The following is a 26,159-nucleotide window of genomic DNA, read 5'->3' on the forward strand; positions in this document are numbered from 1 at the left end:
TCAACCCAGGTCGTAGAGCGTCTGGCCGCCGGCCGTGGTGGCCTCGAAGTTCGCCGCGACCCACTCGCTGATGTCGCTGCCGCCACCGCCCCGGCCGCCCTCGACGTAGTAGCGCACCTTGCCGGCCGCGACGAGCGCCTTGAACTGGTCGAGCGTGGGCGCGGGATCGCTGCCGTTCCAGCCGCCGATCGCGATCACCGAACGGCCGGACGCCAGCTGGAGCGACGCCGCGTTCTGGGCGCCGGTCGTCGCGGCCGCCCACTCGGTGCCGGTGGCCTTGAGCAGCTGCACGACCTCCGTGGACGACGTGCCCTCCCGCATGCCACCGCCCTGCTGGGAACGCGGGCCGGACAACGGGATCGAGCCGCTGTGCGTGACCGACGCGGTCGCCACGGCGTAGCCGGAGCTGCCGAGGAGCGCCGCCACGACCAGAACGCCCGCGAGCCGGCGCCGGTTCAGGCCGAACAGCAGCGCTGCTACGGCGATCGCGGTGACGGCCAGCAGGGCCCACCGCAGCCACGGCGTCCAGTCCGGGGTGCGGTCGAGCAGGATGAAGCCCCACACGCCGGTCGCCGCAACCATCGCTGTCAGCGCCATCCGTACCGGGAAGTGGCCGCGGCCACGCCACAGTTCGCTTCCCGCGATGCCGGCGACCGCCGCGATCGCGGGGGCGAGCGCCACCGTGTAGTAGGGGTGCGTGATGCCGCTCATGAAGCTGAACACCGCGCCGCTCACGAGCAGCCAGCCACCCCAGACCACCAGCGCCGCACGGGTGCGGTCGGTGCGGGGTGCGCGGCGCAGGAACCACAGCCCGGCGCCGAGTCCGATCAGCGCGGCGGGCAGCAGCCAGGAGATCTCCGGGCCCATGCTGGCGCCGAACAGCCGTCCGATGCCCGTTTCGCCGCCGAAGCCGATGTTCCCGTTGCCACCGCCCATTCCTCCGCCGCCGGGCCCACCACCCGAACTGCCGAAGATGCGGCCGAGACCGTTGTAGCCGATGGCGAGTTCCCACAGCGAGTTGTTGGTGGAGCCGCCGATGTACGGGCGGCTGTCCGCCGGCCACAGCTCGACCAGCGCGATGAACCACCCGGCCGAGACGACGACCGCGACACCGGCACCGAGCAGGTGCAGCAGCCGCCTGAGCGGCGAGGTCGGGGCCGCGATCAGGTAGGCCAGCGCGAGGGCGGGCAGCACCAGGAACGCCTGCAGCATCTTGGTGAGGAACGCGAAACCGATCGCCGAGCCCGCGAGCGCCAGCCACAGCGGGCTCGCCTTCTCCAGCGCCCGCACCGTGCAGTACGCGGCCGCGACCATCAGCAGCACCAGCAGCGCGTCCGGCAGGTTGAACCGGAACATCAGCGTGGCGACGGGGGTGAGGGCGAAGGCCGCGCCGGCGAACAACGCCGCCGCCGGGCCGGAGGTGCGTTTGACCGTCGCGTACAGCAGTCCTACCGCCGCAACGCCTTCCAGCGCCTGCGGGGCGAGCACGGCCCAGCTGGAGAAGCCGAACACCTTCGCGAACAGGCCGCTCACCCAGAGGAACGCGGGCGGCTTGTCGACCGTGATCGTGTTGCCGGGGTCGAGCGAACCGAACAGCAGCGCCTTCCAGCTCTGCGACGCCGCCTGCGTCGCCGCCGCGTAGAACTCGTTGCCGTAGCCGGAAGCGGTGAGGTTCCACAGGTACAGCACGGCGGTCGCCGCGAGCAGGCCGAAGAAGGCGAGGCGGTGCAACGTCTTCGTGTCCCGGCGCTGCTGAGGCTTCGGTGGAGTGACGGAAGCGGGGGCGAGCGTGGCGGTCATGACGCGTCCAGTTCGTAGAGGGTGGCACCGGCGACGGTGGTCGCGGTGTAGTTCTCGGCGACCCACGCGGCGATGTCGTGGGCGGCGTCGCTGCCGGTCTCGCCCTGCATCATCCGGCCGGCGGCGACGTAATAGTGGATCTGTCCACTTCGGACCAACTCCTGGAACTCAGCCAGGGTCGGTGCGGGATCGGTGCCGTTGAAGCCGCCGAGCGCCATGACCGGCTGCCCGCTGGCGAGTTGGAGCCCGGCGGCGTTGTTGGAGCCGATCGTCGCGGCGGCCCACATGTAGGTGCTCGCGTTGTCCTGCAGGAGGGTCACGACCTCGGTGTCCGGTGTCGTGGCGTCGAGGAGTCCGCCGCCCATGCCGCCCATCCGGCCGTTCGACGGGCCCGCGACGGGCAGCGCGCCGGTGTGCGGGGTGCTGACGGTGGCGAAGGAGTACGTGGTGGGACCGAGCAACGCGGCGATGAGCGCGACCGGGACGGCCCAGCGCATCGACAGCACCAGGCCGACCGCGGCGATCAGTCCCGCCATGAGCACCAGCACCGCGACGGGCGTGGAGAACTCGTTGATCAGCACGTAGCACTGCAGCGCGCTCAGCGCGACGGAGCCCGAGAGCACCGCTGCCGCAACGGGTTCGCTGCGACGCTCCCAGAGCTCGGTGGCCGCGATGCCGACGACGGCGGCGATCGCGGGAGCCAGCGCCACGGTGTAGTAGGAGTGGATGATCCCGTTCATGAAGCTGAACACCCCGGCGGTGACGACGAGCCAGCCGCCCCACAGCGCGAGTGCGGTGCGGGCGCGTCCCTTCGTCAGCCACAGCCCGGCGACCAGCAGCACCACGGCGGCCGGCAGCAGCCACGCGATCTGACTGCCCATCTCGGCGCTCAACAGGCGGCTCCACCCGGCGGAACCCCAGCCGCGCCCGCCGCCGACGCTGCCCACCTCGTCACCGGTGAGGCGCCCGAAACCGTTGTAGCCCAAGGTCAGTTCGAGGACGCTGTTCGTCTGCGAGCCGCCGATGTAGGGGCGGTCCGGCGTCAGTTCGACGGCGGCGATCCACCAGCCGCCCGCGACGATCATGGCGCCCAGCGCACCGGTCAGGTGCAGGATCCTCCTGCCGACCGTGGCGGGTGCGAAGATCAGGTACACCAGCGCGAACGCGGGCAGCACCAGGAACGCCTGCAGCATCTTGGTGAGGAAGCCGAATCCGATCGCCACGCCGGCGAGCGCGAGCCAGAACGGGCCGGCGTTCTCCACGGCGCGGGTCACGCAGTAGGCGCCCGCGATGAGCAGCAGCACCAGCAGAGCGTCCGGGTTGTTGAAGCGGAACATCAGCACCGCGACCGGGGTCAGCGCGAGCACGGCGCCGGAGATCAGCGCGGCCGCGGGGGAGAACCAGCGGCGCACCGTCGCGTACAGCAGCCAGACGCTGCCGACGCCCATCAACGCCTGCGGTACCAGGATGCTCCACGCGTTCACGCCGAACAGCCGCGCGGACAGGCCCATCACCCACAGCGAGGCGGGCGTCTTGTCGACGGTGATCGCGTTCGAGGCGTCCGAGGAGCCGAAGAACCACGCCTTCCAGCTCGTCGCACCGGCCTGTGCGGCGGCGGAGTAGTAGGCGTTGGCCCAGCCCGAGTCCCCCAGCCGCCACAGGTACAGCGCGCCGGTCGCGATCAGCAGGACCGCCAGCGCCAGGCGTTCTCGTCTCATGGGGACGAGAATCGCGGCCTAGTCTGGGTCGGTCGTGTGCTCCCGCTGTGAACGAGCTGTGTGCAGCGAGACGGTGAACGTGGTGTTGCCCGGCTTGCTCGTGACGGACACGTCGCCGTCGTGCGCGCCGACCACGGCCGCCACGATCGACAGCCCCAGCCCGGTGCTTCCCGCCGCACGCGAGCGCGAGGAGTCGCCACGCGCGAACCGTTCGAAGACCTCCAGGCCTTCGGGGACGCCCGGACCGTCGTCGGTGACGCTCAGGTCGACGCGTCCGTTGTGGACGGACAGGCCGGTCGTCACGGTGGTGCCCGGCGGGGTGTGCGCGCGGGCGTTGGACAGCAGGTTGCCGATGACCTGGTGCAACCGTTGCACGTCACCGGGAACGACCACGGGATCCGCCGGCAGCGCGAGCTTCCAGCTGTGGTCAGGGCCCGCGATCCGGGCGTCGCCGACCACGTCCAGCACCAGCCGCGACAGGTCGACGTCCTTGCTCTCCAGCGGCCGGCCCGCGTCGAGGCGGGCCAGCAGCAGCAGGTCCTCCACCAGCGACGTCATCCGCACCGCTTCGGACTCGACGCGGCCCATCGCGTGCGTGACCTCGGGCGGCAGGTCCGCGCCGGTCCTGCGGGTCAGTTCCGCGTAGCCGCGGATGGCGGCAAGGGGTGTTCTGAGCTCGTGCGAGGCGTCGGCGACGAACTGCCGGACCCTGGTCTCGCTGTCGTGCCTGGCTTTCAGCGCCTCGCCGACGTGACCGAGCAGCTTGTTCAGCGCGAGGCCGACCTTGCCGACCTCCGTGGCCGGATCGGTGTCCTCCTCCGGCACGCGTTCGGCGAGCGCGACCTCGCCCTCGTGCAACGGGAGCTCGGAGACACGGGTCGCGGTGCCGGCGACCCGGTCGAGCGGCACGAGTGCGCGCCGCACGATCACCCTGCCCGCCAACGCGACCGCCGCCGCTCCAGCGACGATGAGCCCGCCGAGGATCCAGACCATCTGCCAGACGATGTCCGTGACAGGCGCGAGCGGCAGGCCCTTGATGCCCATCCGGTCGGTGACCACACGGAACTCGCCGGCCTCACCCAGGTCGACGGTGTGCGGCGTCGACGGTGCGGCCGCCAGCACCTCGATCTCGTCGGCGGTGAGCCGGCGCGGCGCCTGCCAGCCGGGCAGCTCGACCGTGCCGCTGATGCTGCCGTCGGGGAAGATCCTCGCGTTGATGCCGGGGGGACCGTACGGCGAACCGGGCGGCGCCGGCCGCAGCGTCGTGACCTCGCGGTCGAGGTTGCTCATCAGGAACGAGTGCAGCGCGAGCACCGAGATCCCGCCGATCACCAGGCACAGCGCGGTGAGCAGGACGATCTGGCCCGAGACCAGCTTCGCCCGCAGCGTTCTAGGTCGCAGGCTTGAGGACATATCCGGCGCCTCGCATCGTGTGGATCATCGGGGTGCGCCCGGCGTCGATCTTCTTGCGCAGGTACGAGATGTAGAGCTCGACGATGTTCGCCTGACCACCGAAGTCGTAGCTCCACACGCGATCCAGGATCTGGGCCTTGCTCAGCACGCGCTTCGGGTTGCGCATCAGGTAGCGCAGCAGCTCGAACTCCGTCGCGGTCAGGTCGATCGAGGTGCCGGCGCGTTCGACCTCGCGGGTCTCCTCGTTCAGCGACAGGTCGCCGACGATCAGCCGGGTGCCCGCGTCCGCGTCGGTCACGCCGGTGCGGCGCAGCAGTGCGCGCAGCCGCAGCACGACCTCCTCCAGCGAGAACGGCTTGGTGACGTAGTCGTCGCCGCCCGCGGTGAGTCCGGCGATGCGGTCCTCCACCGCGTCCTTCGCCGTCAGGAACAGCACCGGCAGAACCGGTGCCTCCGCGCGCATCCGGCGCAGCACCTCGAAGCCGTCGAAGTCGGGCAGCATCACGTCGAGCACCACGACGTCCGGGCGGAACTCGCGCGCGGTCCGCACCGCCGTCGTGCCGTCGAGCGCCGTGCGCACGTCCCACTTCTCCATGCGCAGCGCCATCGACATCAGCTCCGCGAGAGTGGACTCGTCGTCGACGACGAGCACCCGGACGGGCTGCCCGTCCGGCCTGCGGAGTTCGGTCTTCATCGCGCGCATGGCTCCCATCGTGAACGCGGACCCTGTGTACCAGCTGTGAACGATGCGCACAGCTCAGGCCTACTGCGCTCACAGGTTCGGCACAGCGGGCACCGGCACGGTGGCTCTCATGACCGAACAACAGTCCCCGGAGTGGGGCGCAGCCCAGCCCGCCGAACCTGCCGGGCGCCCGGCATGGACCGTGAAGAAGACGGTGGCGGCCGTGGCCATCGCCGTCGCGATCGCCGGTGCCGGTGGCGTCGCGATCTACGCCGCCAGCGGCACGAACCAGCAGACCGGCGCCGGCGGCATGGGACCCGGCGGCATGGGCGGCATGCGCGGCGGCTTCGGACTTGGAACCGGCACCACGACGCACGGCGAGTTCCAGACCGGTGAGGTCACCGCGATCAGCGACTCGTCCGTCGAGGTGAAGTCCACCGACGGCTACACGAAGGCCTACGTGATCGACGCCGACACCGTGGCCGAAGGTGTCGAGAAGGGGGACACCGTGACGGTGATCGCCACCACAGAAGACGGCAGGTCCGTCGCTTCCAGCGTCGTCGAACCTGGTCAGCGTGGTCAGCGGGACGGACAGGCCCCTCCCACGAGGTGATTTGGGGTCAAGTGTGAGCGGTTATGGTCGGGTGATCAGCCCGACCACAACCGGAGGTGAGCGGCGTGCGCACGTTCACACTGACTGTGATGGGGTCGACCGACCTGCACGGCAACCTGTTCAACTGGGACTACTACCTCAACCGCGAGTACGACGACTTCGCGCACAACGACGTCGGGCTCGCGAAGATCTCGACTCTGGTGAACGACGTTCGTGCGGCTGTGGGGCGCCATCGCACGTTGCTGCTCGACGCCGGTGACACCATCCAGGGCACGCCGCTCGCGCACTACTACGCGAAGGTCGAGCCGATCACGCGCGGCGCGCACACGCACCCGATGGCCGCCGCGATGAACGCCATCGGCTACACCGCCGCCGCGTTGGGCAACCACGAGTTCAACTACGGGCTGTCCGTGCTGCGGACCTTCGAGCGGCAGCTGGAGTTCCCGCTGCTGGCGGCCAACGCGCTGGACGTGGCGACCGGCCTGCCCGCGTTCCAGCCGTACGTGGTGAAGACGCTGTGGCGGACGGGCGGGCCGCCGTTGCGGGTCGGCATTCTCGGGCTGACGAACCCCGGCATCGCCGTGTGGGACCGCGCCCACGTCGACGGGGTGCTGACGTTCCCGGGGCTGGTCGAGCAGGCGCTGCACTGGGTGCCGGAGCTCCGGCAGAAGTCCGACCTGGTGATCGTGGTGGCGCACTCCGGGGCCGACCTGTCGTCGTCGCTGGGCGACCAGGTGCCGTTCCCGGAGAACTGCTCCGAACTCCTCGCCGAGACCGTGCCGGGCATCGACGCGATCCTCGTCGGGCACGCGCACGTGGAGATCCCCTCGCGGTTCGTGACGAACAAGGTGACCGGGCGGCCGGTGCTGCTCACCGAGCCGTTGTTCTCGGGCAAGCGGTTGTCGGTCATGGAGTTCGACCTGCGCCACGACGAGCACTGGGAGCTGGTGACGTCGCGGTCGTCCGTGCTGTCGTCGGCGTCGGTGGAGGAAGACCCGCGGATCGTGCGGCTGCTGCGGCACGACCACGAGCGGGTCGTGTCGTACGTCAACGCGCGGATCGGGACCTGCGCCACGGCGATGTCGGCCGCGCGGTCGCGGTTCGAGGACACGCCCGCGCTGCGGTTCATCAACCACGTGCAGGCGCTGGAGGTCGCGAAGTCCACCTCGCTGCCCGTGCTGTCGCTGTGCGCGCCCTTCAACCGGGCGGCGGCGATTCCGGCGGGAGAGGTGTCCATCCGGGACGTCGCCGGGCTCTACATCTTCGACAACACGCTGGTGGGCGTGCGGATGACCGGCGGGCAGGTGCGCGACCTGCTGGAGGAGTCGGCGCGGTACTTCCGGCAGGTGTCCTCGGCCGGACCGTTCTCCGCGGCCGAGATCTCGAACGACGTGCCCGACTACAACTTCGACATCGCCTACGGGCTGACCGAGCCGCTGACCTACGACATCGACATCTCGCGGCCGGCCGGGTCGCGGATCTTGGGGTTGTCGTACGGCGGCGTGCCGGTCGCGGACTCGTTCGAGTTCGCCGTGGCCGTGAACAACTACCGGCAGGCGGGCGGCGGCGACTTCCCGCACATCGCCTCGGCGCCCGTACTGCACAACCAGCAGCAGGAGGTCCGGGAGCTGCTGATCGACTGGGTCAAGGCAGCGGGCGTGCTGGACCCCGCCTCGTTCGCGGGTGCGGACTGGTGCCTCGTGGCCGGTGGCGAGCCGGTCATGGTGTCCACGAACGAGTGAATTCGGGCGTGGTGTCCTGGGAGTTCCGGCAGAGGCGGTAGCACGCGATCGGCCGGATGGGATACTCCAAGCGCGTGCAGTTGCCGCAACGCGTTGTCGTCGGCGCATTCGTCGTGTCGGCCTTGCTCGCCTCGGTGGGTCTGGCGGTGCGTCCCGCACCCGCCGTGCCACCCGGCCGGCTGGTGTTCGCGGTGCGGGCGTCGGAGATCATGCTGGCGGGCACGGCGTTCTCCGCCGGGGAACGGCAGGAGGTCGTGGACGCCGTGCGCGCGCTGACCGCCGCCCACCGCATCACCGACGTGATCACCCCCGACGCGGGCGAACACCTGCCCGTCTCCCCGGCCGCGGCCGCGTCGCTGCTCGCGGCGGTGCTCGACCACGACGTCACCGACTTCACCGGTGTCGTCCACAAAGGACACCTGACCGCGTCGGCACGCGTCGCGGACCCGGAGCGCGCGGGCTCCCTGAGCGACGCCCTGCGCTCGGCCGCTCCAGGACTGCGCGTCGACGAGGACTTCACGACTACGGGCTAGGAGCTGTTCGGTGTTCGGGTTCTTCTTCCAGATGTTCGTGCTGTGCGCGGGAGCCTTCCTCGCCGGCGTCCTGCTGACCTGGCTGACCATGCGCCCGCGCGAGTCCCCGGCCGTCGAGGTCCAGCCCCTGTCGATCATGGAGGAGCCCGCCGCCGCCGCGCCCGCGATCAAGGCGAACTCGCGCACGATGATGTTCCACACCCCCGAATCGCCGTACTACAAGCGCATGAAGGGTGACGCGTTCTTCCACTCGCCGGAGGACGCCCGCCGGGCGGGCTACACGATGTGGACGCCACGCCCGCGCGTGCCGGCCAACGCCTAGTGGCGTGGCTCGTAGGCTTGGCCACGTGATTGTGGACGTGATCAAGCCCGGCCTCGAAGTGCTCTTCTGCGGCATCAACCCGGGCCTCGTGTCGGAGGCGACGGGACACCACTTCGCGCGGCCCGGAAACCGCTTCTGGCCCGCACTTCATTTGTCCGGCTTCACTCCGTCTCAGTTCGCGCCCGCCGAGCAGGAGAAGCTGCTCGAACTGGGGCTCGGCATCACGAACGTCGTCGCGCGGCCCAGTGCCAGGGCCGACGAATTAACAATTGACGAAATGCGGCAAGGTGCGATCGAGCTCGCGGAAAAGGTCGAGCGGTATTCACCGAAGGTTCTCGCGGTACTCGGGGTGACGGTGTACCGGGCGGCCTTCGGCCGCAAGAAGGCGCAGGTGGGGGCGCAGGAGGACACCGTGGGCGGCGCGCGGCTGTGGATCCTGCCCAATCCGAGCGGCTTGAACGCGCACTGGCAGTTGCCGGCGCTGGCCGAGGAGTTCGGGCGGCTCAAAGCCAGCGTCTAGAAACCGCGACGAAAGTTCACATTCATGCCCACTGAAAGTGGGCTGGACGGAGTGAGCCGGGGTCTGGTTGCATCCAGATCTGCGTCCGTTCGAGTGCATTCACCCAGAAGTGGAACCCGGGAAAGCCGCGCTGCGTCAATATTTGGCAACGCCGTGCAGAACTCGGTGAATCTTCAACACTGGTGGGGGCACAGTGGAGATCAGGATTCTCGGGCCGGTCGAGCCTTCGGTGCCGCCGAAGCCCGCGCAGGTCCTGGCTGTCTTGGCGGTCGAATGCGGGAAGATCGTGCCCGTCGAACGGCTCATCGACCTCATCTGGGGCGAGGAGCCGCCGCCGCAGGCGCGCAAGTCGCTGCAGGTGCACATCTCCAGCCTGCGCCGGGCCGGGCTGCCGGTCGAGCACCGCGCGGCGGGGTACGTGCTCAGCGCCGAGCCCGGGAGCGTCGACCTGCACGCGTTCCGCAAGCTCGTGAGCAGAGCGGGCGACGAGCCCGACCTCAGGGTGAAGGCCGACCTCCTCGGGCAGGCCCTGCAGCTCTGGCGCGGCACGCCGGTGGTGTTCGCGCAGACGCTCGACGTGCAACGGCTCGCGGCCGCCGAGGCGTGGGTCGACGCCGAACTGGCGCTCGGCCGGCACGCCGGGCTGATCGACCGGCTCGGCACGTTCGTCACCGAATACCCGCTGGCCGAACGGCTGCGCGGGCAGCTCATGACGGCGCTCGCCAGGGCCGGGCGCCGGGCGGACGCCATGCGGGTGTTCCGCGAGACGCGCAAGGTGCTCGTCGACGAGCTCGGGGTCGAGCCGGGCGAGCAGCTGCAGCAGCTCTACCGCGACGTCCTGGAGGGTTCGCGGGACAGCCGCCGCAACTACCTGCCGCGCGACGCGGGCGACTTCACCGGGCGCGACCGGGAGCTCGGCAGGCTGCTCGACAGCGACGGCGGCGTGTGGTGGATCGAGGGGCCGGCGGGTGTCGGCAAGTCGGCGCTCGCGGTGCACGCGGCGCACCGGCTGGCCGACCGGTATCCGGACGGGCAGCTGTTCGTGGACCTGCACTCGCCGTCCGGCGCGCTGGACGCCTTGCTGCGCGCGATGGACGTGCCGAGCGAACGGATCCCGGAGTCCGTCGAGGAACGGGCGGCGCTCTGGCGCGCGAGGGTCAGCGGGCGGCGGGTGGTGATCGTGCTGGACGGCGTCACGAGCGTCTCGCAGGTCAGGTCGCTGCTGCCGGGCAGTCCCGGCTGCCTGACGCTGATCACCAGCCGCAGCAGGCTGTGCGGGCTCGAAGGCGTGCGCCGCGTCCCGCTGGACGTGCTGAGCAGCGACGAGGCCGTCACCCTGCTCCAGCGCATCCTCGGCGACGACCGGGTCTCCGCGGAGCCCGACCAGGCCCAGGAGGTGGCGCGGCTGTGCGGGTACCTGCCGCTCGCTGTGCGGATCACCGGCGCGCGGCTGGCCGGGCGGGCGCACTGGCCGGTGTCAAAGCTGGTCAGGAGGCTGTCCGACGAACGGTCCCGGCTCGACGAGCTCGTCGCGGACGACCTCGCGGTGCGAGCCGGGCTGGAGCTGACCTACCGGGCGCTCGACGAGAACGCCCGCCGCGCGTACCGGATCTTCGGGTTCCTCGGGCTGCCCGAGGTGCCGAGCTTCCTGTGGGCGCACCTGCTGGACGAGGACGTGCTCGACCAGCTCGTCGACGCACGGCTGCTCGACGTCATCGGCAGCGCGCGGTACCGGATGCACGAACTGGTGCGGCTGCACGCCCGCGAGCTCGCCGAGGCGGAAGACCAGGAGCAGGAACGCGAGGACGTGGTCAGAAGGGCCGTGGTCGCCGCACTGTCCACTGTGGACGGGCTGACCGAGCAGCTCTTCCTGGCCGTGCCGCGCATGCAGGATTCGCTGGGCATAGTCACGTCCGCGGCGCGCCCGACCGACAAGGACGCCTGGTTCGCGCGCGAGGAGTCGTTGCTGACCAGGCTCGTGGAACGCGCCGCCGAGCTGGGGCTCGCAGAGATCGCGTCACAGCTGGCCGAGGTGCTGGTGTTCGCGTGGTTCGGGCTCAGGAACCGTTACGAGGCTTGGGAACGAACACACACAGCGGCACTGGAAGCCGTCTGGAAAACCGGGGACGTGCGGCTGGAGGCGGTGCTGCGGTGCAGCCTCGGCCAGATGCACTACAAGCGGGACAACCTGGCGCAGGCGCGGTCGTGGTTCGACACCGCGCTGACGCTGTTCGTGGACCTGGGCGACAAGCGCGGCGAGGCCGTCGCGATGAACGGCATCGGCATGGTGTGCCGCGATCTGGGCGAGTACCCGTGCGCGCTGGAGGCCCTCGGCCGGGCCCGTGAACTGCTGGAGTCCCAGGACCTCGAAGGCGAAGCGCACGCGCTGTACGGAATCGGCTCCGTCAAACGGGAACTCGGCGACGACGAGGGCGCGTTCGGCACGCTGCGGCTCGCCGAGACCGTCTACCGCCGGGCGCGCAGCCGGCGGGGTGAGGCGCTGGCCGCCCGTGGGATCGGGCTGGTCCACCGCGCTCGCGGTGAGCTCGACCTCGCCGAGGACCACATCCGGCGCGCCCACGAGATGGTCGCGGGCATCGGCGACGAACTGCTCGGCTGCTACACCGCGCAGGCGTGGGCGAAGGTGCTGCTGCGCAAGGGTTCTCTCGATCCCGCCGCGGAACTGATCCAGCAGGCACTGGACGGCTGCCGTGACGTCGGCGACCGGTTCGGCGAGGCCCTCGTGCGCCGCACGCTGGGCGAGTGGCGGCTCGCGGCGGGCGACCACGCCGGCGCGCGGGTGGTGCTGACCGACCTGCTGCCGGTGTGGAACGACCTGACCCTGCCGCTGTGGCGGGCCAGGACGCTCCGGGACCTGGGAGCGGTCCACGCCAGTCTGGGGGACGTCGAAGGCGCGGACCGCTCCTGGCGCGAGGCCGCCGGCCTGTTCACGCGACTGGGCACCAGGGAGAGGGAGGAGGTGCGCCAGTGGCCGGCTCAATGGGCCCCGCCGGCACTCAGCCGGTGATCTTCTTGTACTTCCACGGGGCGTAGCCACCGCTCTTCAGCGAGGAGATGCTGACGGTCTCGTGGTCCATGTCCGTCGCGGTGCTGCCCTGTTCGTAGATCCACGCCGACGTCTTCGCCGAGTTGGCCCACTTCTCGAACAGCTTCACGTGGCCGTTGCGCAGGATCATGTCGCCCGGCTTGAGGTTCGCCCAGGAGATCTTCGTGGCGACCTCGTCCAAAGTGGACGTGTTGCGGCTCGTCGTGAGCTTCCACGCCATGGACACGAAGCCGGAGCAGTCCGTGCGGTACTTCTTGCCCTTGTTGATGTCCCAGGCGTAGGCGGACTGGCTGTAGGGAACCTTGCGGTCCCACCAGTTCTTGGCGCGCTTGATGACCTCGGTGCGGCTGATCGAACCGCCGTACCCGGCCGCCGCCTCGACCTGCGAGATGGCGGTCTCCTGCTGGGCAGGACCCTCCGGTGCGGCCTGGGCGATGCCACTCAGGCCACCCAGCAGGCCCAGCGAGATCGCGGTCGCCGCGACTGCGTGGCGAATGCGCATGGTGTAGCTCCGATCGACTTGCAGTTGGTGATGACCGGAACTGTCCACGGTGGCGCCAAAGAACGGCCTAAGGCCGATTTAGGCCTTCCTTTACCGCTCCTTCCTAGCGTCGCCGCACCTTGGGCATAAGGAGAGAGCATGTTCGTTCGCACGATCGCAGCCGTGGTCGCGATGTTCGCCGCTCTGATCATGGGCGCGTCCGTCGCGTCGGCGGCCCCGGCGAAGTACACCCACTCGCAGGCGACCGCACAGCTGCGCGCGGCCGGCATCACCTGGACGTCGAGCGGCGGCTGCAGTGACCGCAACCGTCCGAACTGCACGTCGTTCGAGCAGATCAACCGGACGACCATCGCGGGTGCCAAGACGTTCAAGAGCGCGTCGGGCTGTGCGCTGACCATCACCGGTGGCACGGAGACCGGCCACGCGTCGGGCACGTACTCGCACTGGAACGGCTACAAGGTGGACTACCGGCTGTCCAGCTGCGTCACCAACTACATCAAGCGCAGCTTCGCGTCCATCGGCGGCAACAAGTGGAAGTCGAACGCGGGCAACATCTACTACCTCGAGTCGAACCACTGGGACGTCACGTACCACAACTGCGGTTGCTGAGGTTGTTGCTGATCTGAGGTGAGGCCGGTAGTAGTTGACGGGTGATCACACTCGGCGCCGTCTACCGGCCCCAGCTCCCTCCCGAGAACCTTCGTTCCGTCGTCCTCGCGGCCGAGGAGTCCGGTGTGGACTCGCTGTGGCTGTGGGAGGACTGCTTCCTGGAGAGCGGTATCGCCTGCGCCTCGGCGGCCCTGGCCTGGACCTCGCGGTTGAAGGTCGGCGTCGGCCTGCTGCCGGTGCCGTTGCGCAACGTCGCCCTGACGGCGATGGAGGCGGCGACGCTCGACCGGTTGTTCCCCGGTCGCGTCATGATCGGCGTCGGGCACGGCGTGCAGGACTGGATGGGGCAGGTCGGCGCGCGGGTGGCGTCGCCGCTGACGTTGCTGCGCGAGTACACCGACGCGCTGAAGGCGCTGCTGGCCGGTGAGCGGGTCACGGTCGAAGGCCGGTACGTGAAGCTGACCGGCGTCGCGCTGGACTGGCCGCCGTCCGCGCCGATGCCCGTCTACGTGGGCGGGCTGGGTGCCAAGACCCTGGACCTGGCGGGCGAGGTCGGCGACGGCACGATCCTCGACGCGTCGGCCGACCTCGACCGCGTCCGGGCCGTCAGCGCCACCCGCGAGCACCCCGTGATCGTCTACGTGGAGACGGACTCGCGGGACCGCGCGTTCGTCACGGACCTGGTCACCTCGGTGGCCGCCGCGGGCGCTACCAGCGTGATCCTGCAACAGTCAGCCACGAGCGAGGACCCGGAAGGGTTCGTTCGTTTCGTGGGATCACTCGATGGAGTGAGTGCATAGCGTCGTAGATAACGGCGGATTCCTCCTTGCGATGGAACGGTCATGGGCCTTTTGTCGCCGATCGGGGAGGTAAGCATGCTCGGGCGCAAAGACCGCCGGATCGCTGAGCTGGAGCGGGCCGTGGAAGGCCTGCAGGAACTCCTCGCCCGGATCGGTGACGCCCGATCGGCGCAGACCGAGGCGCTGGAAGAGGTCGACAGAGCCGGTGCCGAACTCGTAGCGCTGCGGCACCGGATCAACAACGCACGCGCCGAACTGCAACCGTTGAAGGACGAACTGACCTTGCAACGGGCAGGCGTGTTCCGCACCGACGCCACCGCGGACCACCAGGCGCAGCTGGACCTCATCCACGACGAGATGAAGACCCTGATCAAGACCGGCGCGGCGATCGAGGGTGGCGGGCAGGTCACCTACAACGGATCGGACGCGACCGGTCGCAGGCTCGTCGAGGACTGGTCTGCGCTGATGCTCCGCTCGTACAACTGCGAGGCCGAGAACTGCCTGCGCATGCTGCGAGCCGGTGGCCTGGACGCGGCGAGGAGGCGGCTCGATCGCTCGGCGTCGGCGATCGACCGCCTCAGCGGGACGTTCGCGCTCCGCATCTCGCCGCGTTACCAGGCTTTGCGCGCGTACGAGCTCGAACTGACCGCCGATCACCTGCAGCGCAGGGCCGAGAGCCGCCGGACTCGCCGGATTGCTTCCTGACCCACTGGGTATCTGTCAGGTGTGGCCGAAGTTTCTCTGAACGTCGAAGCACCCCTCGAAGCCGTGTGGGCGGTACTCGCCGACGGCTGGTCGTACGCGGGCTGGGTGGTGGGCGCGTCGCACATCCGCGACGTGGACACCGGCTGGCCCGAGCCGGGCACGCGCATCCACCACAGCGTGGGGCCGTGGCCGATGGTCGTCCAGGACGTCACCGAGGTGGTCCGCTGCGAGCCGTCCCACCTGCTCGAACTCGACGCACGGCTGTGGCCGGCGGGGGCGGCGCGGATCACCTTCACGCTGCGTCCGCGTTCCGAGTCGCTCACCGAGGTGCGGATGGTCGAGAGCGTGGTGCGCGGCCCTTCGGCCGTGCTGCCGAACGTCGTGCAGGACCTCATGCTGACCCCGCGCAACAAGGAGACGCTGCAACGCCTGAACGCGCTGGCCAGGGGACGTGCAGCACCCTTTGACTAGGTAACGCACCCGAAGGCTGGCCCGTCAGTAGATGGCTTTCTGGGCTCCCTGGATCAGAGCCCGGTACAGGCCGCCCGCCACGCCCCAGCGCGCCAGCGCCGCCCGTGCCGCGTTCGCACCCGCCGCACCGTGCACGCCGCCGCCCGGCCACGCCGACGAACCCGTGAGGTAGAGCCGGTCGAACGGGGTGTCCGCGCGGCCGAGACCGGGCACGGGCCGGAAGACGAGCTGCTGGTGGATCGCCGCCGTGCCGCCGTTGACCGAACCGATGTCGTCAGGGCCGAGCACCGAGCGTCCGAGGATGCGCGAGCGGAAGCCGGGCGCGCGTTCCTCGATCATCAGCTCGAGGCGGTCGGCGCGGCGCTTCAACCGGTCCGGTGTCCAGTTCCCGCCCAGCGGCACGTGGGTGTAGGCCCAGGCGGCCTCGGTGCCGGCGGGGGAGCGGGTCGGGTCGGTCGTCGTCATCTGGCCCAGGATCATGAACGGGTTGCGCGGCACCTTGCCGCACGCCAGTTCGTGGGCCACGCCGGCCAGGCCGTTGACGTCGCCGCCGAGGTGGATCGTGCCCGCCTGCGAGGCTTCCGTGTTGCGCCAAGGGATCGGGCCGGACAGCGCCCAGTCGACCTTGATCGTGTCGCCGTCCCACTGGAACCTCTTCAGGTCCTGCGCGAGCTTGGCCGGCAGCGCGTTGCCGCCGATCAGGTCGAGGTAGAGGCTGGGCGCGGGTACGTCTGCCAGGACGGCGCGTCGTGCGCGCACAACGGAACCGTCTGCCAGACGCACGCCAACGGCGACACCGCGCGCGTGCAGCACTTCGGTGACGCGAGCACCGGTCTCGATGCGTCCGCCGAACCTGCGGACCAGGGACGCGGTCAGCTCGCCCGCTCCGCCCCGTGGCACGGGGTTGCCGACGTCCTGGGCGAGCATCGCCAGCAGCCAGCCGAAGCCCGCGCCGCCGGCCTGGTCCGGACCGAGGTCCGAGTGCATCGTGTTGCCCGCCAGCAACAACCGGGCGCCCTCACCGGCGAAGAGCTCCTCGCCGAGGCGGCGCACGGGCAGTGTCAGCAACCGCGTCAGCCGCAGCGCGTCACCGGCGCCGAGCGTCCTGAGTAACGACAGACCGCCGCGCACGGGCGGGAAGGGCCGAAGCAGGCTGTCCAGCACGGCGCCGCGCACCTGCCGCCAGCGGGCGTACTCGGACTGCCAGGCGTCGGCATCCGAATGGGCGAAGGAGCCGACGGACTTCGCGGTGACGTCCACGTCACGGGAGAGGAGCGCGACACGGTCGTCCGGCAGCACATGGGCCAGCACGGCAGGTGCGTGTTGCCACTGCACGTCGAGGTTCAACGCGCCGATGACGGGCGAACCGAGGCCGAGGGGGTAGAACGCGCTGTAGACGTCGTTCGTGAAGCCCGGAGCGGTGATCTCGGCCGATGTCACGGCGCCACCGGCCTTCTCGCGCTGCTCCAGCACGACCACGTCCCAGCCCGCGTCCGCCAGCAGGGTCGCGGCGACCAGCCCGTTCGGGCCGGAGCCGATGACGACCGCGTCGACCTCGTTCACGCACGCCCTCCCATTGCAACGATGACCTCGCGCAGCACATCACGCGCGTCGTGTTCGGGCCACCATTCCAGATCTTCATGTGCTCGTGTGGCGTGCACGAGAGGCGCCTGATCGGCCATCTGGACCCACTCGGGCGTCAGGGGCTGCAGCCCGAGCCGCGCCGTGGCGCCCGCGAGCTTCTTGATCACCGGGTACGGCACCGGCACCCGGACGGCGCCGACGCGTCCGGCGATCATCGGCGCGGTCAGCACCGGTTCGGCGGCGAGGTTGAAGGCGCCCAGCGCGGTGCGGCGGATGATCTCGACGATCGCGCGCGCCACGTCGTCCGCGTGCACGAGCTGCAGGCGCAGGTCGTTCCACAGCGGAACCGGCAGGAACGGCAGCAGCCCCGGCGGGAGCAACGGGCTGAGCAGCCAGCGGCGGATCTTCTCCGCGGCGGACGCCTGCCCGATGCCGCACGGCCGGATCACCGTGCACGGCAACGGATAGCGCTGGACCATCTCCTCCAGCCGCACCTTGTGCGCGCTGTACGTGCTGCCGGCGATGCCCGTCAGCGCCCACGACTCGTCGACCCTCGACCAGCGTTCCGCCGGGCCGTAGGCCGCGACCGAAGAGGCGAGGACGAGGTGACCGACTGCTTCTTTGGCGCACGCGGCGAGCACGTGCTCGCTGCCGTCGACGTTCGTCTCGTGATTCGTCGGCTTGATCGCCCACGCGAGGTGCACCACGACGTCGGCACCCCGGAACGCGTCGCACAGGGACGAGAGTGCGCGCACATCGACACCGGCGTCTTCGAAGTCCAAGTGGCGGCGCAGCGCGGTGCCGACGTTGCCGGACGCGCCGGTGACGACGATTTTCACCCTCACCGGATACCCGTGATGTGACCGATCACGCGTATCTCATTTCGTTCGGTACCGAAGAGCTAGCACACTCCGTAGTCGAGCGGTAGTCACATGAACCCGATGAGGCTGTGTTCCGTAGCACATAAGGGGCCATTCGTCAGGGCTCCGCCCAATACTGAGCTACCGCTTAGTATGGCTCGATCTTCCGGACAAGGACCCTGCATGCCCCTTCGCCGTGTACTGCCCACCGCCGCTTTGGCGCTCGCCGTCCTGGTGGCCGGCTGCGGTGCCAAGACAGACGAGAAGGCCCAGGTCAAGACCGGTCCGGGCGTTACCGGCGACACGATCTCGCTCGGCATCCTCACGGACATGACAGGCCCGTTCAAAGCCTCCGCGCTGACCCGCATGAAGGGCTACGAGCTGTACCTGAAGCAGGTCAACGACCGCGGCGGCATCTGCGGCCGCCGGGTCGAGCTCAAGCTGAAGGACCACGCGTACGACGTGCAGAAGGCACTCGACGCCTACTTCGACCTGGAGCCGCAGGTCCTCGGCCTGCTGGAGCTCGCGGGCACGCCGATGACCGCCGCGATCGAGCCCGACATCATGCAGACCCGCACGCTGACCGCTCCCGCCTCGTGGGCCGCGTCGCTGCTCGGCAACCCGCACATGATGATCGTCGGCACCACGTACGACCTCGACGTCATCAACGGGCTTGACCACTACAAGCGCAAGGGCGTGATCAAGGAAGGCGACACCGTCGGCCACGTCTACGTCCAGGGCAGCTACGGCGACAACGCCGTGGAGGGCAGCCGGTTCGTCGGCACGCAGTGGAACATGAGGATCGCCGAGCAGCCGATCAGCGAGACCACGGCCGACCTCGCGCAGCAGATCGGCGCGCTCAAGGCGGCGGGCGCCAAGGCCGTCGTGCTCAGCACCACCCCCGCCCAGACCGCCGCCGCCGTCGGCGTGGCCGCGGCGCTGAAGTGGGAGGTGCCGTTCATGGTCAACGTGGTCGGCTTCGACACCGCGATCCTCGACTCGCCGGTCGGCCCGGCCGTCGAGAAGCAGGTGTCCGTGGTGACGTCGGTGGCGCCGTTCACCGGCACGCAGCCCGGCCCGCGCGAAGTGGCGGCGGCGTTCAACAAGTACTACCCGAACGACAAGCCCGCGATCTACGTCGACCACGGCTACACCGTCGCGAAGGTGTTCCTGTCCGTTGTGGAGAAGGCCTGCCAGGAGGGCGACCTCACGCGGGACGGCGTGCTGAAGGCGTTCCACAGCACCAACGGCCTGGACACCCAGGGCCTGACCAGCGCGCTGCACTACTCGCTCGTCGGACGGCCGTCCGCGACGCAGTCGTACATCACCAAGGTCGACTCGAAGGCGCCCGGCGGTCTCACGACCGTCGAGGAACTGTTCGAGTCGGAGCTGGTGAAGATCAAGGGCACCCGAGCCAAGTAGCGGCCAAATGAGAAATGGCTCCTCCCGGCTTCGGGAGGAGCCATTTTCTCTTGTCTACTTGCCGAAGCCGGCCTTGCGGAGCGCTTCCGCCATCGAGCCGCTCGCGGGCGGCGCGGCGGTGCGCTGCTGGCCACCACGCTGCGGCTGCCCGCCGCGCTGCTGCGGACGACCGCCGCGGTCACGGCCTCCGCCGCCACCGCCCTGCTGCTTCGGAGCGGGCTTGCCCGGCTCGTCGGTCAGGCGCAGCGTCAGGCCGATGCGCTTGCGGGCCTCGTCCACCTCCAGCACCTTCACCCGCACCACGTCACCGGACTTCACGACGTCGCGCGGGTCCTTCACGTAGGTGTTGGACAGGGCCGAGATGTGCACGAGACCGTCCTGGTGCACGCCGATGTCCACGAACGCGCCGAACGCGGCCACGTTCGTCACGACGCCCTCCAGCACCATGCCGGGCTTGAGGTCGGCGATCTTCTCGACGCCGTCCGCGAAGGTCGCCGTCTTGAACGCCGGGCGCGGGTCGCGGCCGGGCTTCTCCAGCTCGCGCAGGATGTCCGTGACGGTCGGCAGGCCGAACTGCTCGTCCACGAACTTCTCCGGCCGCAGCTTCGTCAGCACGGCCGAGTTGCCGATCAGCTCGGCGCCCGCCTCGATCTGCATCTTCCGCACGACCGGGTACGCCTCGGGGTGCACCGAGGAGGCGTCCAGCGGCTCGTCGCCACCGCGGATCTTGAGGAAGCCCGCGCACTGCTCGAACGCCTTCGGGCCGAGCCGCGTCACGTCCTTCAACGCCTTGCGGGACTTGAACGGACCGTTGGCGTCGCGGTGCAGCACGATGTTCTCCGCGAGACCGGCGGTGATGCCGGAGACGCGGCTCAGCAGCGGCACCGAGGCGGTGTTCAGGTCGACGCCGACCGCGTTCACACAGTCCTCGACCACCGCGTCCAGCGACCGCGAGAGCTTCGACTCGGCCAGGTCGTGCTGGTACTGGCCGACACCGATCGACTTCGGGTCGATCTTCACGAGCTCGGCCAGCGGGTCCTGCAGACGGCGGGCGATCGACACCGCGCCGCGGATCGACACGTCCAGCTCGGGCAGTTCCGAGGACGCGTAGGCCGAGGCCGAGTACACCGAAGCGCCCGCCTCGGACACCACGATCTTGGTCAGGCCGAGCTCGGGGTGGCGCTTGATCAGGTCGGCGGCCAGCTTGTCGGTCTCGCGCGAGGCCGTGCCGTTGCCGATCGCGATCAGGTCGACGTTGTGCTGCTTGGCCCACACCGCGAGCTTCGCGATCGACTCGTCCCAGCGGTTCGCGGGCACGTGCGGCTGGATGACGCCGTGCGCGACGACCTTGCCGGTGGCGTCGACGATCGCGACCTTCACGCCCGTGCGGTAGCCGGGGTCGAGGCCCATCGTGGCGCGCGTGCCGGCCGGGGCGGCCAGCAGCAGGTCACGCAGGTTCGAGGCGAACACCTTCACGGCCTCGTCCTCGGCGAACGAGCGCAGCCGGCCGCGCAGGTCGATGCCCAGGTGCACGAGGATCCGGGTCCGCCACGCCCAGCGGACGGTGTCGGTGAGCCACTTGTCGCCGGGACGGCCCCGGTCGTCGATGCCGAAGCGGGAGGCGATCCGCACCTCGAACGTCGAGGGACCCTCCTCACGCGGCTCCTCCGGCTCCAGGACGAGGTCGAGGACCTCCTCCTTCTCGCCGCGGAACAGCGCCAGGATGCGGTGCGACGGCAGCTTCGCGAAGGGCTCGTCGAACTCGAAGTAGTCGGAGAACTTGGCGCCCTCCGTCTCCTTGCCCTCGCGGACCTTGGAGACCACGCGGCCGCGCGTCCACATCTGCTCGCGCAGGTCGCCGATCAGGTCGCTGTCCTCGCCGAACCGCTCGACCAGGATCGACCGCGCGCCCTGCAGCGCGGCCGCGGCGTCCGCGACCTCCTTCGCGGGGTCGACGAACTTCGCGGCCTCCTCCTGCGGGTTCAGCCCGGGATCACCCAGAAGTGCGTCGGCCAGCGGTTCGAGACCGGCCTCCTTCGCGATCTGGGCCTTCGTGCGGCGCTTCTGCTTGTAGGGCAGGTAGAGATCCTCGAGCCGCGCCTTGGACTCGGCGGCGAGGATCTGCGCTTCGAGGGTGTCGTTGAGCTTGCCCTGCTCTCGGATGGAGTTGAGGACGGCAGCCCGGCGCTCTTCCAGTTCGCGCAGGTAGCCGAGGCGTTCCTCGAGCGTGCGCAGCTGGGTGTCGTCGAGACCGCCGGTCGCCTCCTTGCGGTAGCGGGCGACGAACGGGACGGTCGCGCCACCGTCGAGCAGTTCGACAGCAGAGCCGACCTGGCCTGCGGCCACTCCGAGCTCGTCAGCGATCTTCTGGTGGATGAGCGTTGTCACAGCGCGCCATTCTGCCCGTTGTCCGATCCGGCGTGGCACGGTGTCCGTCATGACCATCGCCGAGGTCGTCCCATCACTGCTGTCGGGCCTGGACGTGCCGGGTGCCGACAACACGCTCGGCCTGCCACGGGCCCGGCGTGTCGTACTGCTGCTCGTCGACGGTCTGGGCCACGAACTGCTGCGCGCGCACGCCTCGCACGCGCCGTTCCTGTCCTCGTTGCCGGACCGCACGATAGATGCCGGGTTCCCGTCCTCGACGGCCACGAGCCTCGCCTCGATCGGCACCGGGATGCAGTCCGGTGAGCACGGCATCGTCGGGTACACGTTCGAGGTCGGGGACGAGGTGCTCAACTCGCTGACCTGGACGCGGGCGAGCGAACGCGACCACGACCTGCGCAGGACGCTCGTGCCGGAGGTCGTGCAGCCGCACCCGACGCTGTTCGAGCGCGCGGCGGCGGCCGGGGTCGCGGTCAGCACGGTCGCGCCGTTGCTCCAGCGGTCCTCCGGCCTGACGCGGGCGGTGCTGCGCGGTTCGTGGTTCCGCGGCGCCGCCGGGTTCGGCGACCTGGCGCTGGGCGCGGTGGCGGCCGTCGAGCAGGACCGTTCGTTCTGCTACGCCTACCACGCCGACCTCGACACGATCGGGCACATCTACGGGCCCGATTCCGAGGAGTGGTTGCTGCAGCTGGAGTTCGTGGACTCGCTGGCCGCCCGGATCGCGTCGCGCATGCCCGCCGGCTCGCTGCTCGCCGTCACGGCGGACCACGGCATGGTCACCGCGGGCGAGCGGATCGACTTCGACACCGAACCGCTGCTGTGGCAGGGAGTCCGGGTGATCGCCGGTGAGCCCAGGGTGCGTTACCTGCACACCGAGAGCGACGAGGTGCTGTCCGTGTGGCGGGAGTTCCTCGGCGGCCGCGCGGACGTGCTGACGCGGGACGAGGCGGTGGACGCCGGGTGGTTCGGCCCGGTCAGCCCTCTCGCCGTCGACCGCATCGGGGACGTCGTGGTGGCGATGAAGGACGCCCACGTGGTGGTGCGCAGTCAGGCGGAACCGGTGCTGAGCAGCCTGACCGGGTTCCACGGGTCACGCACCCGCGCGGAACTGGCGATCCCGTTGCTCGTTCACTCAGTACCTTCAGTGTAGATTGAAGTCAGCCCTTTCCATTGCCTCGCTTTAGGATCACCGGACGTGACGATCGAACTGCCAGGACCAGTCGGGTTCGTGCTCGGAGGCGGGGGAAGCCTCGGCGCCGCGCAGGTCGGCATGCTGCGCGCCCTGCGCGAGCACGGGGTCCGGCCGGACCTCGTCGTCGGCACCTCGGTCGGCTCGGTCAACGGCTCGCTGCTCGCGCTGGACCCCGACAAGGCGGCCGAGCGGCTGGGCGTGTTGTGGGAGGGCATGACGCGGCAGCGGGTGTTCCCCGGCGGGCCGATCGCGCAGCTGAGATCGTTGCGCACCAACAAGACCTACCTCTTCCCGAACACCGGTCTCGCGCACGTGCTGGCCGAGGGCCTCGGCGGCTGTTCGTCCTTTGAGGACCTCACGCTGCCGTTCGGCGCGGTGTCGGTGAACGGCGTGACCGGCGAGGCCGTGAACATCACCGAGGGCGAGCTGGTTCCCGCGATCCTCGCCAGCGCGGCGATTCCGGGCGTCTATCCGCCGGTGCGCATCGGTGACCAGGTGCTCTACGACGGCGGCGTGCTGGCGAACGTGCCGATCCGGCAGGCCCTGGCGATGGGCGCGAAGTCGTTGGTGGTGCTGGACTGCGCGTTCCCCGGCCATCTGCCGACCGTGCCGGAGACGCTCGCCGAGACCCTGCTGTTCTGGGCGACCCTGGGCATGCGCAACCAGGCCGTGCTGGAGGTGGAGCTCGCCTCGCAGAGCGCTCCGGTGCTCTACCTGCCGGGCCCGCCCGTGCAGGCCGTGACACCGCTGGACTTCTCGCACACCGCGGAACTGGTCGAGGCCTCCTATCAGGCCTCGGCCACGTTCCTCACGACGCTGGAGGTTGCCGGCGTGGGGCTCTACGGGCACCCGTCACACGGATAGCCCGGACAGACAGTCCAGCACCCGCCCGATGTTGTGCTCGGCGATCTCCTTCATTGCGTCCCGGTGCGGGAAGTCGCCGTCCAGCAGCCGGAGCGGACCCTCCACAAGGGACAGGTGCTGGGCGAGCCGGTACAGCGACATCCGTGCCGGGTCGAGGCCGGGGACCGGCCGGTAGTGCGGGCCGAAGCGCAGTTCCAGGAACACGTGCTCCCACTCGACGTCGAAGAACATCACGCCCTCGATGTCGATCAGCACCGGCCGTCCGTCTGCCACGAGCACGTGGTCGGGGCCCAGTTCGCCGTGGATCAGCCCGTACTCCGCGCGCGGCTCGACCGCGGCATGTCGTTGCCGCAGCTCGGCTTCCAGGCGGTCGCGCTCGGCGGCGATGCGCGGCACCCGTTCGCAGCAGGCGTCGAGGTGCCCGAGGGCCCGTTGCAGCACCACGTCCGGCACCGGCGGCGCGTCCACGGGTTGCAGTGCGCTCGGGCGGCCGTAGCGCGGGCTGGTGTGCTGGTGCACGGCGGCCAGGTCTTCCCAGAGTCGTTCCAGGGCCTCGGTGTCGCGGTCGAGCAGCTTTTCGAGGAACTCGCCCCCGAGGTCCTCGACCACGATGACGTCGTTGTCGACCAGCACCAGCCTTGGCACGCCGGCCCCTGCCTCGGACAGCGCGGTGTGCGCGGTGAGGAACAGGTCGCGCCCGCTCGCGTTGCCGAACAACGGGTCCTGTTCGTGCGCGGGCCAGTAGTCCTCGCTCGTGCGCCACACGTAGGCGATGCCCGTCGTGCCGTCGTCGAGCGTCAGGCGGTAGACGCCCTTCTTGCTGCCGCCGTGCAGACGGACCACGTCGCGCAGTTCACGGCCGTACGCCGCCTGCGCGATGTCCGCGAGGTCGGCCACCCCCAGATGTGCCACGTTCCGCGACGTTAGTGGTGGGCGCGTGAAACTGGTGCCAACACTTCTGGGCTGAGCGGACACGAACGTCACTACCGACCGGTCGCTCCAAGCGACATACTGGTTGGTATGACGACTGTGGCGAACTTCGGCGGCATCAGTCACCACGCGGACCTCGGCGGGCCCGTGCACTGGGTCGACTTCGGCGGACCGGCGGACGGTCCGCGCATCGTGCTCGTGCACGGGCTCGGCGGCTCGCACCTCAACTGGGTGCTGCTGGCACCGTTGCTCGCGAGCAGGGCCCGCGTCACGGCCGTCGACCTTGCCGGACACGGCCTGACGAACCCCGAGGGGCGGCAGACCACGGTCCAGGCCAACACGCGGCTCCTGGGCCGGTTCCTGCGGGAGGTCGTGGGGGAGCCGGCGATCCTGGCCGGCAACTCGATGGGCGGGCTGATCTCGCTCTTCCAGAGCGCCTACGACCCCGAGCTGGTCAGGGGCCTGGTGCTGGTCGACCCCGCGCTGCCGATGGTGTTCGGGACCCGGCCGGACCCGACGATGCTCAGCACGTTCTTCCTGTACTCGGTGCCGGGCCTGGGGGAGCGGTTCCTGGCCAGGTCGAGGACTGTTCCCGCGCGCCGGCAGGTCGAACGTCTGCTGGAGCTGGTCTGCGCGGACCCGTCGGGCATCCCCGAGGAGCTCAAGCAGGCCAGCGAGCACCTGATCGGCGAGCGCGCCAAGGTCGAGGGCCTGGACAAGGCGTTCCTCGCGGCCGCGCGCAGCGTCGTCTTCACGACGTCGAAGCGCGGCGCCTACTACGCGGCGATGGCCAAGGTCCGGGTGCCGGTGTTCCTGATGAGCGGCGACCGCGACCGGCTGGTCAACGTCGCCGCCGCACGGTCCGTGGCGCGCCGGTTCCCGCACTGGCGCTACGACGAGTACGCGAACGTCGGTCACGTGCCCCAGATGGAGATCCCCGAGGTCGTGTCGGAGCGGGTCCTGGACTGGATGGACGCCAACCGCCTGAGCACGTCCGCGAGCTGACCCAGGGTGAGCCGCTCCCGCAGCACGGGGGCGGCGCCGGTCAGGACGAAGTGGTCGTCGCACTGCTCGACGCCCGTCAGTTCGATGCCGCGCGGCAGTTCCGGCACCGCGAACACGCGCGCCGGCAACCATTTGTGCAGCCGCACGTGCAGTTCCGTGCCGACCAGCCGGACGGTCAACGGCATCCAGCTGACCGGTTGTAGTTCCGGAATGTCCGCGAAGTCCACTTCCACGCGGAACTCGACCGGCGAGGCCACCAGGACCGCGGGCGGGTTCACGTGCACGTCGTGACAGACGACGGTCGCGCGGCGAGCACGCCAGCGCGACCACCGCACGTCCTCCAGTTCGACGCGGACGTCGTCGAGCTGGCCGAGAGCCAGTCCCAGGGCGCCCAGCCGTGCGTCGAGTCCCACCACGGTC

Annotated in this window: 24 protein-coding genes; 14 read left to right on the top strand and 10 right to left on the bottom strand. The window is 70.0% G+C overall.

Going from position 1 to position 26,159, the window contains the following annotated elements:
• From IG04_RS0110400 to IG04_RS0110415, 4 genes are read right to left on the bottom strand one after another with little or no spacing between them, the layout of a single operon-like run.
• On the bottom strand, positions 1–1,800 hold the full coding sequence (locus IG04_RS0110400; RefSeq protein ID WP_030476368.1) for an ArnT family glycosyltransferase: 1,800 nt from the start codon (positions 1,798–1,800) through the stop codon (positions 1–3).
• Entirely contained in the window at positions 1,797–3,518 is a 1,722-nt protein-coding gene (locus IG04_RS0110405; protein WP_030476369.1) for a glycosyltransferase family 39 protein, read from the bottom strand. Before IG04_RS0110405 ends, IG04_RS0110400 begins: the two co-directional genes overlap by 4 nt.
• Positions 3,519–3,536: 18 nt before the next feature.
• Complete coding sequence (locus tag IG04_RS0110410) at positions 3,537–4,931, bottom strand: sensor histidine kinase (RefSeq protein ID WP_030476370.1); 1,395 nt, start codon at positions 4,929–4,931, stop codon at positions 3,537–3,539.
• Positions 4,909–5,634, bottom strand: a complete 726-nt coding sequence (locus tag IG04_RS0110415; protein WP_276326666.1) for a response regulator transcription factor — start codon at positions 5,632–5,634, stop codon at positions 4,909–4,911. The genes IG04_RS0110410 and IG04_RS0110415 overlap by 23 nt, the downstream gene beginning before the upstream one ends.
• 109 nt (positions 5,635–5,743) lie before the next feature.
• On the opposite strand from IG04_RS0110415, the gene IG04_RS0110420 reads away from it, so the two are divergent.
• The 6 genes from IG04_RS0110420 (at position 5,744) to IG04_RS0110445 (ending at position 12,371) form a co-directional block, all read left to right on the top strand.
• Entirely contained in the window at positions 5,744–6,226 is a 483-nt protein-coding gene (locus IG04_RS0110420; RefSeq protein WP_030476372.1) for a hypothetical protein, read from the top strand.
• Positions 6,227–6,291: 65 nt separating this feature from the next.
• Positions 6,292–7,968: a bifunctional metallophosphatase/5'-nucleotidase gene (locus IG04_RS0110425; RefSeq protein WP_245816437.1), complete on the top strand. Its 1,677-nt coding sequence runs from the start codon at positions 6,292–6,294 to the stop codon at positions 7,966–7,968.
• Between the two features lie 56 nt (positions 7,969–8,024).
• Positions 8,025–8,501, top strand: a complete 477-nt coding sequence (locus IG04_RS0110430; protein ID WP_030476374.1) for a hypothetical protein — start codon at positions 8,025–8,027, stop codon at positions 8,499–8,501.
• A gap of 10 nt (positions 8,502–8,511) precedes the next feature.
• Entirely contained in the window at positions 8,512–8,823 is a 312-nt protein-coding gene (locus IG04_RS0110435; RefSeq protein ID WP_030476375.1) for a sunset domain-containing protein, read from the top strand.
• A gap of 25 nt (positions 8,824–8,848) precedes the next feature.
• Positions 8,849–9,343, top strand: coding sequence for a G/U mismatch-specific DNA glycosylase (mug, locus tag IG04_RS0110440; RefSeq protein WP_211257728.1), 495 nt, complete (start codon positions 8,849–8,851; stop codon positions 9,341–9,343).
• A gap of 193 nt (positions 9,344–9,536) precedes the next feature.
• Positions 9,537–12,371: an AfsR/SARP family transcriptional regulator gene (locus tag IG04_RS0110445; RefSeq protein WP_030476377.1), complete on the top strand. Its 2,835-nt coding sequence runs from the start codon at positions 9,537–9,539 to the stop codon at positions 12,369–12,371.
• Here the strand turns inward: IG04_RS0110445 and IG04_RS42460 are convergent.
• The gene (locus IG04_RS42460) at positions 12,361–12,912 is read right to left on the bottom strand and encodes an NlpC/P60 family protein (protein WP_051769495.1); all 552 of its coding nucleotides are present in this window, start codon (positions 12,910–12,912) and stop codon (positions 12,361–12,363) included. The two genes, IG04_RS0110445 and IG04_RS42460, sit on opposite strands and share 11 nt — an antisense overlap.
• 138 nt (positions 12,913–13,050) lie before the next feature.
• On the opposite strand from IG04_RS42460, the gene IG04_RS0110455 reads away from it, so the two are divergent.
• The 4 genes from IG04_RS0110455 to IG04_RS0110470 all read left to right on the top strand — a co-directional run bounded on the left by IG04_RS0110455 (position 13,051) and on the right by IG04_RS0110470 (position 15,497).
• A complete protein-coding gene (locus IG04_RS0110455) occupies positions 13,051–13,521 on the top strand; it encodes a hypothetical protein (protein ID WP_030476379.1) in 471 nt (156 codons plus the stop codon).
• 41 nt (positions 13,522–13,562) lie between these two features.
• Positions 13,563–14,321 (top strand): LLM class flavin-dependent oxidoreductase, encoded by a 759-nt coding sequence (locus IG04_RS0110460; protein WP_030476380.1) that lies wholly within the window; start codon positions 13,563–13,565, stop codon positions 14,319–14,321.
• 75 nt (positions 14,322–14,396) lie between these two features.
• Positions 14,397–15,026, top strand: coding sequence for an SNIPE associated domain-containing protein (locus tag IG04_RS43870; RefSeq protein WP_159460491.1), 630 nt, complete (start codon positions 14,397–14,399; stop codon positions 15,024–15,026).
• A gap of 21 nt (positions 15,027–15,047) precedes the next feature.
• Positions 15,048–15,497 (top strand): SRPBCC family protein, encoded by a 450-nt coding sequence (locus IG04_RS0110470; protein ID WP_030476382.1) that lies wholly within the window; start codon positions 15,048–15,050, stop codon positions 15,495–15,497.
• Positions 15,498–15,521: 24 nt separating this feature from the next.
• On the opposite strand, the gene IG04_RS0110475 is transcribed toward IG04_RS0110470, so the two are convergent.
• Together IG04_RS0110475 and IG04_RS0110480 are read right to left on the bottom strand one after the other, a co-directional pair.
• Positions 15,522–17,060, bottom strand: coding sequence for a phytoene desaturase family protein (locus tag IG04_RS0110475; RefSeq protein ID WP_030476383.1), 1,539 nt, complete (start codon positions 17,058–17,060; stop codon positions 15,522–15,524).
• Positions 17,057–17,926, bottom strand: a complete 870-nt coding sequence (locus tag IG04_RS0110480) for an NAD-dependent epimerase/dehydratase family protein (protein ID WP_051769501.1) — start codon at positions 17,924–17,926, stop codon at positions 17,057–17,059. Before IG04_RS0110480 ends, IG04_RS0110475 begins: the two co-directional genes overlap by 4 nt.
• 198 nt (positions 17,927–18,124) lie before the next feature.
• Here IG04_RS0110480 and IG04_RS0110485 point away from each other — a divergent pair, with 198 nt between their 5' ends.
• Positions 18,125–19,363 (top strand): ABC transporter substrate-binding protein, encoded by a 1,239-nt coding sequence (locus IG04_RS0110485; protein WP_051769504.1) that lies wholly within the window; start codon positions 18,125–18,127, stop codon positions 19,361–19,363.
• A gap of 54 nt (positions 19,364–19,417) precedes the next feature.
• Here the strand turns inward: IG04_RS0110485 and IG04_RS0110490 are convergent, their stop codons facing one another.
• A complete protein-coding gene (locus IG04_RS0110490) occupies positions 19,418–21,751 on the bottom strand; it encodes a Tex family protein (protein ID WP_030476386.1) in 2,334 nt (777 codons plus the stop codon).
• Positions 21,752–21,800: 49 nt separating this feature from the next.
• Here IG04_RS0110490 and IG04_RS0110495 point away from each other — a divergent pair, with 49 nt between their 5' ends.
• Together IG04_RS0110495 and IG04_RS0110500 are read left to right on the top strand one after the other, a co-directional pair.
• Positions 21,801–22,898: an alkaline phosphatase family protein gene (locus tag IG04_RS0110495; protein ID WP_051769506.1), complete on the top strand. Its 1,098-nt coding sequence runs from the start codon at positions 21,801–21,803 to the stop codon at positions 22,896–22,898.
• A gap of 45 nt (positions 22,899–22,943) precedes the next feature.
• Complete coding sequence (locus IG04_RS0110500) at positions 22,944–23,804, top strand: patatin-like phospholipase family protein (RefSeq protein ID WP_030476388.1); 861 nt, start codon at positions 22,944–22,946, stop codon at positions 23,802–23,804.
• Here IG04_RS0110500 and IG04_RS0110505 read toward each other — a convergent pair.
• Positions 23,793–24,716 carry a phosphotransferase gene (locus IG04_RS0110505; protein ID WP_030476389.1) on the bottom strand — a complete coding sequence of 308 codons (924 nt, stop codon included), beginning with the start codon at positions 24,714–24,716 and terminating at the stop codon, positions 23,793–23,795. The genes IG04_RS0110500 and IG04_RS0110505 overlap by 12 nt on opposite strands.
• A gap of 108 nt (positions 24,717–24,824) precedes the next feature.
• Here IG04_RS0110505 and IG04_RS0110510 point away from each other — a divergent pair, with 108 nt between their 5' ends.
• Positions 24,825–25,739 carry an alpha/beta fold hydrolase gene (locus tag IG04_RS0110510; protein WP_051769508.1) on the top strand — a complete coding sequence of 305 codons (915 nt, stop codon included), beginning with the start codon at positions 24,825–24,827 and terminating at the stop codon, positions 25,737–25,739.
• Here the strand turns inward: IG04_RS0110510 and IG04_RS43875 are convergent.
• Positions 25,649–26,152: a hypothetical protein gene (locus IG04_RS43875; protein ID WP_144065521.1), complete on the bottom strand. Its 504-nt coding sequence runs from the start codon at positions 26,150–26,152 to the stop codon at positions 25,649–25,651. The two genes, IG04_RS0110510 and IG04_RS43875, sit on opposite strands and share 91 nt — an antisense overlap.
• Positions 26,153–26,159 lie beyond the last annotated feature (7 nt).

The organism is Lentzea albidocapillata (assembly GCF_000719115.1).
GTDB lineage: Bacteria > Actinomycetota > Actinomycetes > Mycobacteriales > Pseudonocardiaceae > Lentzea > Lentzea albidocapillata.

Coding starts and splice junctions, on each gene's coding strand:
- IG04_RS0110405 (WP_030476369.1), bottom strand. CDS start 3,518: ATGAGACGAGAACGCCTGGCGCTGGCGGTCCTGCTGATCGCGACCGGC.
- IG04_RS0110495 (WP_051769506.1), top strand. CDS start 21,801: ATGACCATCGCCGAGGTCGTCCCATCACTGCTGTCGGGCCTGGACGTG.
- IG04_RS0110400 (WP_030476368.1), bottom strand. CDS start 1,800: ATGACCGCCACGCTCGCCCCCGCTTCCGTCACTCCACCGAAGCCTCAG.
- IG04_RS0110410 (WP_030476370.1), bottom strand. CDS start 4,931: ATGTCCTCAAGCCTGCGACCTAGAACGCTGCGGGCGAAGCTGGTCTCG.
- IG04_RS42460 (WP_051769495.1), bottom strand. CDS start 12,912: ATGCGCATTCGCCACGCAGTCGCGGCGACCGCGATCTCGCTGGGCCTG.
- IG04_RS0110415 (WP_276326666.1), bottom strand. CDS start 5,634: ATGCGCGCGATGAAGACCGAACTCCGCAGGCCGGACGGGCAGCCCGTC.
- IG04_RS0110485 (WP_051769504.1), top strand. CDS start 18,125: ATGCCCCTTCGCCGTGTACTGCCCACCGCCGCTTTGGCGCTCGCCGTC.
- IG04_RS0110430 (WP_030476374.1), top strand. CDS start 8,025: ATGGGATACTCCAAGCGCGTGCAGTTGCCGCAACGCGTTGTCGTCGGC.
- IG04_RS43870 (WP_159460491.1), top strand. CDS start 14,397: ATGCTCGGGCGCAAAGACCGCCGGATCGCTGAGCTGGAGCGGGCCGTG.
- IG04_RS0110420 (WP_030476372.1), top strand. CDS start 5,744: ATGACCGAACAACAGTCCCCGGAGTGGGGCGCAGCCCAGCCCGCCGAA.
- IG04_RS0110455 (WP_030476379.1), top strand. CDS start 13,051: ATGTTCGTTCGCACGATCGCAGCCGTGGTCGCGATGTTCGCCGCTCTG.
- IG04_RS0110510 (WP_051769508.1), top strand. CDS start 24,825: ATGACGACTGTGGCGAACTTCGGCGGCATCAGTCACCACGCGGACCTC.